The sequence below is a fragment of the Psychromonas hadalis ATCC BAA-638 genome, assembly GCF_000420245.1.
In the GTDB taxonomy this organism is placed as follows: domain Bacteria; phylum Pseudomonadota; class Gammaproteobacteria; order Enterobacterales; family Psychromonadaceae; genus Psychromonas; species Psychromonas hadalis.
On the sequence record NZ_ATUO01000160.1, the window covers coordinates 1 to 7818 of the forward strand.

Consider the following 7818-nt stretch of genomic DNA (forward strand, 5'->3'; position numbering starts at 1 on the left):
TTCAGTCGTCAGCTCGGACACTAAGACAAGGCGCAGTATGATGACAATGGCTAGCCCTTATCGAATACTGCAACGCCGAATTAGTTTTCGAGCTGGCGACCCACAAGGCAAGCTTTGAGGCAAACATCTTCGTTGTTAGAAAGTATCGGTTGAACCAGTTATACCTTCAACTTTCTGCCTAGAATCTGTTCACCTCACCGCTTGCTGAATTTTGCATTTTGAATGATAACGGGTATATACATCAGCCAATGGAGTACCTTATATGAAAGCATTATTATTAGGTTTAATAATTAGTTTACCTGTCGTAGCTCAGCAAGTGACTTATCAAGTAGATGGACAAAATTACCAAGGTTACTTTGCAAAAGCACAAGGGCAATCGAAAGGCAGTGTACTGCTCATTCATGATTGGGATGGGCTTACTGAATATGAGAAAAAACGCGCAGATATGCTTGCTAAAAAGAGTTATGACACCTTTGCTGCAGACTTGTATGGCGCAGGAAATAGACCCGTTGAAACAAAAGAAAAAAAGCAAGAAACCGCGAAGTTATATAAGACAGAGAAAAAATGCGTCGCTTAATTTTAGCCGCCATTACAGAATCAAAAAAATTAAGTAACCAAGAAATGGTTGTTATCGGTTATTGCTTTGGCGGTGCGGCCGTTTTAGAGTTAGCGCGATCGGGAAAAGCGTCAGACGTGAAAGGTTATGTTACATTTCACGGAGGCTTAGCAACACCAGAAGGACAAAATTATAAAAATTTAACTGCGCCTATTTTTGTTGCACATGGCGGTGCAGACAGTTCAATATCCCTAAAAAAAGTAGCCGATTTAGGGCTGCAACTTGAAGCAGTAAATGCGAATTATGAAATACAAATTTATTCTGGTGCTGCACATGCATTTACTGTGATGGGTTCACCTCGCTATCAAGAAGTGGCAGACAAAAAATCATGGAATACCTTTCTAGATTTTCTAGACAGCAACTTATAACCTTTCAGAAATTGCTATAAACGATACCAGACTAGCTGGATATCGTTATCGTCATTAAGCTTCGCAGAGCTTTAATTCATGATTTAGCCAAACAATCCGTTAGGGAGTTAACACATTGCATATCCTCGATTATCTGGTTAATAAGCACCTTTCACTCTTGCAACTAAAAAGTCCACGGCAGCTTTTATTTTAGGGACTTGGTAGCGCTGCTTTTGGTACAACAAAAATACACCTAAAGTACGATTGGTGGTGATATCAAGTGGCGGAGTGATCGGTAACTCTTGCAACTCGCCAGACTCAATATAAGGTTTTAATACCCAATGTGGCATCATTAAAATACCTGCGCCGGCGATCGTTTTATCTAAAAGCCACTTACCATTGTTACTAATTAATACCTGCTCTGCGGAAACATCTTGGCGTTGCCCCTGTATTTCACATATCCACGGGATCGGGCCATTGGGTGTTTTAAAATACAAGCCTTTATGCTGTTTCAACTCAAGCGCATCAACGGGGGTACCAAAAGTCGATAAATACGCTGGGGCCGCCACCATAATAAAATAATTATCCATTAACCTTACGGCGATCACACGTTCATCTGGCGCATAACCACCACGAATAGCCAAATCAACTTCATCGCGCCCTAGCGTTGAAAGCTCATCACTGAGGCTCACATTTAAGGTTATTTCAGGGTATAAACGATTAAACTCATCTAACAAAGGCAGTAAAATACGCTCACCAAAACCCACCATCGAGCTAATATTTAACACCCCCATTGGTCTCGCTTGATAGTTTTTTACGGTTTCGTCACATTGTGCTAATAGCTGCAGTACTTCGCTAACCTGTTGATAATATATTTTTCCTATCTCCGTTAAGCTAACCGCCCTGGTAGTGCGTTTTAATAGCGTCGCCCCCAGCATTTTTTCTAAGTCAGCGACTCTGCGCGACAGCGATGAAGGAGGCACAGAGAAAAATTCAGCCGCTTTACTAAAGCTGCCATTTTCGACCACTTTGACAAAATATTTGATTGCTCTTAATTGATCCATCTCGCCTCACACTTTTATTATTGTCTTTATGACAATAATGATTCGCCATTTAGGCGCTATATCTTACCCTAAAATACCCTAATAATAACCCCACTTAAAAGCACTCAGTCAAGATAACCGACAGGAAGAAAACACATGACCACATATACCGCGATTAACCTGAGCAAACGCCCCACTGGCGGCGCCATTACTGCCGATCTATTTTCAGTGGTAAGTAAAGAGATACCGAGCTTAGCCGATGGTGATGTTTTAGTTAAACAACATCATATGTCATTGGATCCTGCGATGTTTGGCTGGATGAGCCCTGATACCAACAGTTATATTGCACCTGTTGCTTTAGGTGATGTGATGCGTAGCTCGGGTATCGGTGAAGTGGTCGCGAGTCAGCACCCTGACTTTACAGTGGGCGAACGCGTCATGGGCATGATGGGCTGGCAAGAATATTACTTAAGTAACGGCCAAGGACTGAATAAAGTGAGCGCACCGCTATCTGATGAAGCGGTATTATCTGTTTTTGCGTTACCGGGATTAACAGCGACTCAAGGTTTATTTAATATTGGCAAACCACAAACAGGCGAAACAATTATTGTAACAGGCGCAGCTGGCTCGGTAGGCTCAATTGTTGGCCAGTTAGCTAAAGCAGAGGGTTTACATGTTATTGGTGTGGTTGGCAGTGCAGAAAAAGCCGACTGGATTGTTAATGAGCTAGGTTTTGATGCTGCTATTAATTATAAAAGTGACGATTTAGATAAGCAGCTTGCATTGCATGCACCTAATGGTATCGATTTGTATTTTGAAAATACCGGTGGACCGATTCAAAATTTCATCTTTGAGCGCATGAATGCCCACGGTCGTATAGTGGTTTGTGGCCTAATAGCCGATTACGATAAGCAAGTACCAACACCGGGTCCAAGTTGGCTTAATATCATTAAGCGTCGACTTACTATTCAAGGTTTCACCATGCCGGATCATTTTCATGAAGTGCCAGCATTATTAGAAAAGCTCACCCCTTATGTACTGGCGGGTAAAATCAAACATCGCACCCATGTATTAAACGGATTAACGGCTGCAATCGAAGGTTTAAACCTGTTTTATACGGGTGAAAATAAAGGTAAATTGATTGTAAAACTATAAATTAAATGAGGCGTTATGTTACTTTCATATACTTTAACGCCTTACTGATTTAATTTAATCTAATTGGACTTAACATGAAAAAATTACAAATCGATATCGTATCAGATGTTATGTGCCCTTGGTGTATCGTTGGCTACAAAGGCTTACAGAAAGCACTGCAACAACTTGCGCCTGATGTGCAAGCAAACATCAACTGGCTACCTTTTGAACTTAACCCTGATATGCCTAATGAAGGCCAAAATATTAAAGAGCACTTAATAGAAAAGTATGGCATCACAGAGCAGCAAAGTGCACAAAATAGTGAGATGCTAAAGCAGCGAGGCAAAGAAGTTGATTTTGACTTTAACTTTGCACCGCAGATGCGCATGATCAATAGTTTTGATTGTCATCGATTATTAGCTTGGGCAAAACAACAAGACAAACAACATGTTTTACAAATGGCACTGTTTAGTGCGCATTTCACTCAAAACATGGCCTTAAATGATCGTAAAAACCTCATCAAAATAGTGGCTTCTGTGGGCCTTGATATTAACACGGCTAACGACCTACTCGACTCAGATGCTTATGCAAAACAAGTCCGTGCAGAGCAAAAAACAAGCCAAGAAAGGGGGATTCAAGCAGTACCAACATTTATCATCAATCATCAATATTCTATTTCTGGTGGCCAAACAGCAGAGGCTTTCCAAGAAATATTAACTGACATCGTAAAGAAGCTATAAAAAATAGCGATGCTACACAATGTGCGGCATTAGTTTCAACACATCACTCAACAAGCGAACCTACTTACGGATTTGCTTTAGGTAAAACACATGCAAAATAACACCATCCAGTTGAATACGCCTTTTAGACTTAATGCCCATGTTTGCATTAAAAACCGTTTATTTAAATCGGCCATGAGCGAACAATTGGCAACAGAGCAACATGATCCGACACTAGGGTTAGTCACACTTTATCGCACATGGGCAGCCGGTGGCATTGGTCTGTGTATGACGGGTAATATCATGGTTGATAGAGATGCATTAGGTGAGCCTAAAAATGTGGTGCTAGATGAGCAGAGTAACCTTGAACTATTTAAACGTTGGGCAGAAGCAGGCACAGAAAATAACACCCAATGTTGGGCACAGTTAAATCATCCGGGTAAACAAATCCCCAATTTCATCACCAAAGAGCCCGTAGCGCCATCAGCCATTGCGTTAGAAAATGGCTTAGAAAAAGGCTTTAATGTACCACGGGCGCTTGATGAGCAAGAGATATGGGAGATCATTGGGAAATTTGCAAACAGTGCCCTATTAGCCAAAAAAGCCGGTTTTACAGGTGTACAAATCCATGCTGCACATGGTTATTTAGTCAGTCAATTTTTATCACCTCGCCACAATCGACGAGATGACCAATGGGGTGGCAGTTTAGAAAACAGAATGCGTTTTGTATTAAATGTCTACCACGCTATTAGAGCAAAAGTAGGTACACAATTTCCTGTCGCCATCAAACTCAATTCAGCCGATTTTATGAAGGACGGCTTTAGCGAAGAAGATTCAATGCAGGTGGTAAGCGCCTTGTCTGATGCAGGCATTGACCTTATTGAAGTATCTGGTGGTACTTATGAAAGTCCTTCTATGATGGGCCATAAAACCTCAACTAAAACACGCGAAGCTTACTTTTTAGATTATGCCGATAAACTCAGAGCGACCACGAACACCCCTTTGGTTGTCACTGGAGGATTCCGCAGCGCAAAAGGTATGGCAGAGGCACTCAATAGTCACGCGACAGACTTAGTTGGTTTAGCAAGACCCTTAGCGGTTGATCCTGATTTACCTAATAAACTAATGGCAGATAACCAATATAAAATGGTCTTACGCCATTTAACCACGGGGTTTAAAACGATTGATAAAATGGCAATGTTAAATATCACTTGGTATGAGCATCAACTTGAGCGTATTGCCAAAAATAAAGCCCCAAAAGCCAATTTGAGTGAATGGCTTTCTTTTGCTAAAACCATCTATGCAGCGGGAAGATACGCCTTTAGAAGCCGTCGAGCTTAACCAACACTCGACTTGTTATCAAGATTCTGACCGTTGTGACCTTAATCACCGGAACCGTCAGGGTCACCCCGTGCCATTCGCATCAGGTCTTGTCTTTTGCACGCTAGAAAACTTTAAGCTAAAAGTCACTAGTGCGAGGCAAGCTCGCTTGAAGCATTTTTTTACCTGTATTGTGTGGTTTCCACGAAATAAGCGGACATCCATACCTTTTGGACTGATTTTAAAGGAAAAATCAATAGAACAACCAATTGTAGCCCAAAAATCTTTTCTAGATACTGAATCAATACGGCTATACCGATCCCGTTTGCATTTTTCTTGCTCAATCAATTCTTTTAGCAAGTGGAAACAGCGAATTCTGCAACAGCAGAGTGTATGAACAAGTTTTCTACTAAGTTCGGCTCAGCACAGGGATGTGCGGTCCGAACTGGGCGTTTAAAAGAGATTTATTTAGCAAAATAAAAAATACATGGGCGGTTTTCTTTGGCTTCTGTTTTCTTTAATCCGTACAAAGAATCTTAACTCTATCGAGCGACGAAACTGCGTTTCGACTTTTCATTGTTTACTCGCCTACAGGCGAAACCTCTGCTATTTTGGTGGTAATAAAACACCCATAAATCAGCTTTTTGTTATTAAAAGGGCGTGATGGCTAGCATCGCGCACTTTTTTTATATTTAAGCGAGTTTCCTCTCTTTTTTATTCTTTATAACAAGAGCCAATAATCGCGATACTAAAAACAACAATAATAACCCCCAATGAGTAATTAATAGGGATTTCATAGTGGCTGCCAATTAACAATATTTTTATTCCAATAAATCCTAAAATAATCGCCAGTGCAGGTTGTAAGTAACAAAATTTATGTAACATACCTTCAAATACAAAATAGAGAGAGCGCAGACTAAGTAGAGAAAAAATATTCGCGCTTAACACTAAAAAGGGTTCCCGCGTCACTGAAAAGATGGCAGGAATAGAGTCCAAGGCAAACATAATATCGGTAAAAGAGATCACCGTAATAACCAACAAGAGTGGCGTAGCAATATAGGTCGCATTGTTTTTTATAAATAGCGGATGACCATGGTAATTATTATCAATATAGATACGTTTTTTTAACCATAAAACAAACTTAGACTGCGTAAAACCCTGACTATTTTGATCCTTACTAAACCAGAGTTTAACGGCCGTAAAAATTAAAAACATCGCAAAAACATATAATAACCAATGATATTTCAGTAGCAGATCACTGCCCACATAGATCATCACAGAGCGTAATATAAGCGCGCCAATAATGAAACCCTTGGTCTGATATGTGCAGGCACACTGAATTGCCCAAAGATGATAGCAAAAACAAATAAGTTATCGATACTGAGTGACTTTTCTAATAAATAACCGGTTAAAAATGCAATGCTGCATCATAGAAACTGTAGCTACTTGATGGCATCATTTGTGGCAAAAACAGATAAATCACGATAGCAAAAATAGATGTGAGTAATACCCAAAAGAGGGACCAAATCAGCGATCTCTTTATTGAAATCACATCATCTCTGGTTTAATAAAAATCTAAGGTGAGCATAACAAGCACTAACAGTGTAAAAGCTTGCCAAGTAAATAAAAACATAATATCTCCTTTCAAATTGGCGAAAGGAATATAGATGGGTTTATAGGCCTAACGCACATAAATACGAAAAAAAAGCATTGCTTTCTTCTCGTATGGCATTGCTCTCGTCAAAGTATTTAATAATGGCACACCCGACAGGCAGAGCATCCATTTGTGGTGCAATTAAGCATATTATTTGTGAGTAACAAGCAGTAAAACTATTTTACTGCAAATTAAGTTAAGGAAAATCAGGTGCAAGATATAAAAATCACAGTCGCACAAATAGCAGCAGTTAAAGGCGATATTAAAAGCAATATCAGCACGCATTTAAAATGCGATACAAAAAGTGACAGAGTTCAATGTTTCCTATCTTGTTTTTCCTGAGCTATCGATAACAGGTTACGAACCAGAGCTTGCTATAAAACTAGCTTTTGACAAAAATGATAAACGCTTATTAACGCTGCAATCAGAAACAATATTACCCTTGTAGTAGGTGCCCCACTTGCATCAGAAGAGGGTCTGCCCAAAATAGGCATCCTTATTATCTCCCCATCAGTACAGTAGATATACCCAAACGACTTGATAATATTTCGCATCTAGCTCATCGCACTTCAAACTGCAAAATTGAAGGTTTGAAAGTTGTCATTAATTCTACTCGTTAAAGTACTACCAATTTCGGGAAGGGTAAGGCTAAAAAACTCATTAATACTCTGTCGAAATTCTTTTGCTGTTGCAAAGTATTTATTGTTTCTTGCATATTCACTCATCACCTTCCACAGTCGCTCTATAGCAGACATTGATCAGAGCCCTAGCTGACTTTTTCTATTTTATACAAATATTCAGCATGCCCACCGATAAGATGAATGATTTTTCTCCTTAACTCATCCAAACCATCGATGTACACTCGGTTATTAACATCGTTATTCGATTGGTAAATTAGGTTGATTCCTTCAAAACATTGAAATACCCAACGCAATGTTGGTGTTTCAGTCGCCTGATTTATTTGATTCGGAATACTGGCCTTTAC

6 protein-coding genes and 2 pseudogenes are annotated in these 7818 nt (G+C 39.9%); 5 read left to right on the plus strand and 3 right to left on the minus strand.

Annotation, left to right across the window (positions count from 1 at the left end):
- Window positions 1-262: 262 nt before the first annotated feature.
- Window positions 263-577 carry a dienelactone hydrolase family protein gene (locus tag G322_RS24605; protein ID WP_211217164.1) on the plus strand — a complete coding sequence of 105 codons (315 nt, stop codon included), beginning with the start codon at window positions 263-265 and terminating at the stop codon, window positions 575-577.
- Window positions 565-984, plus strand: coding sequence for a dienelactone hydrolase family protein (locus tag G322_RS24610; protein ID WP_211217165.1), 420 nt, complete (start codon window positions 565-567; stop codon window positions 982-984). Before G322_RS24605 ends, G322_RS24610 begins: the two co-directional genes overlap by 13 nt.
- A gap of 137 nt (window positions 985-1121) precedes the next feature.
- Here the strand turns inward: G322_RS24610 and G322_RS0115570 are convergent, their stop codons facing one another.
- Window positions 1122-2027, minus strand: coding sequence for a LysR family transcriptional regulator (locus tag G322_RS0115570; RefSeq protein ID WP_022942661.1), 906 nt, complete (start codon window positions 2025-2027; stop codon window positions 1122-1124).
- Between the two features lie 135 nt (window positions 2028-2162).
- Between G322_RS0115570 and G322_RS0115575 the strand changes: the two genes are divergently transcribed.
- The 3 genes from G322_RS0115575 to G322_RS0115585 all read left to right on the plus strand — a co-directional run bounded on the left by G322_RS0115575 (window position 2163) and on the right by G322_RS0115585 (window position 5200).
- Window positions 2163-3161 (plus strand): NADP-dependent oxidoreductase, encoded by a 999-nt coding sequence (locus G322_RS0115575; protein WP_022942662.1) that lies wholly within the window; start codon window positions 2163-2165, stop codon window positions 3159-3161.
- 74 nt (window positions 3162-3235) lie between these two features.
- A complete protein-coding gene (locus tag G322_RS0115580) occupies window positions 3236-3880 on the plus strand; it encodes a DsbA family oxidoreductase (protein WP_022942663.1) in 645 nt (214 codons plus the stop codon).
- Window positions 3881-3970: 90 nt separating this feature from the next.
- Window positions 3971-5200, plus strand: coding sequence for an NADH:flavin oxidoreductase/NADH oxidase family protein (locus tag G322_RS0115585; protein WP_022942664.1), 1230 nt, complete (start codon window positions 3971-3973; stop codon window positions 5198-5200).
- Window positions 5201-5893: 693 nt separating this feature from the next.
- On the opposite strand, the pseudogene G322_RS23965 reads toward G322_RS0115585, so the two are convergent.
- Window positions 5894-6600 (minus strand): annotated as a pseudogene (locus G322_RS23965) (TerC/Alx family metal homeostasis membrane protein).
- Window positions 6601-7599: 999 nt separating this feature from the next.
- Window positions 7600-7818, minus strand: a pseudogene (locus G322_RS23775) (IS1634 family transposase); the annotation flags it as partial.